1 protein-coding gene is annotated in these 408 nt (G+C 53.2%); it reads left to right on the top strand.

Annotated elements, in window-relative coordinates; all coding sequences use genetic code 11:
• Nucleotides 1-129 precede the first annotated feature (129 nt).
• On the top strand, nucleotides 130-384 hold the full coding sequence (mobC, locus tag K9U41_RS23515; RefSeq protein WP_000091745.1) for a relaxase accessory protein MobC: 255 nt from the start codon (nucleotides 130-132) through the stop codon (nucleotides 382-384).
• Nucleotides 385-408 lie beyond the last annotated feature (24 nt).

Below are 408 nucleotides of genomic sequence, written 5' to 3'. Positions count from 1 at the left end.
CACAATCGAAACGGAGTGGAGATTGTATAAGTGCGCACTTCGTGATTTGCCGTGCATTATGCCAGCTCAGTTTTTAAACTACCAGTGACGCGCTAAAATGCGATTTTTCATCGCGCACGGAGTTACATCATGAGCAGAACACTCGAACAGAAGATTGCTGATGCTGAGGCCAGATTACAGCGCCTGAAGGCGAAGAGCAGGAGTCTGGACACAGCGCAGAAGGTCATTGTGGGTGCAGCATTGCTGGCAAAGGTCAGAAAGCCGGAGGAGGTGCAGTTGCGTGCCTGGTTACTCCAGTTCCTGAAGGCAGAGGTGACACGACAGGCTGATGTGACGCGCATACTGCCGCTGATTAACGAGCTGGAAGCGCTGCCAGGACAGTGATTGTATCGTCCGCTCGCCGCAGTC

Origin of the sequence: Xanthobacter autotrophicus, assembly GCF_029991245.1 — a bacterium.
Lineage (GTDB): Bacteria > Pseudomonadota > Alphaproteobacteria > Rhizobiales > Xanthobacteraceae > Xanthobacter > Xanthobacter autotrophicus_C.
Note: the sequence above shows the minus strand (reverse complement) of the source record. Positions and strands in the feature narration are given on the sequence as shown.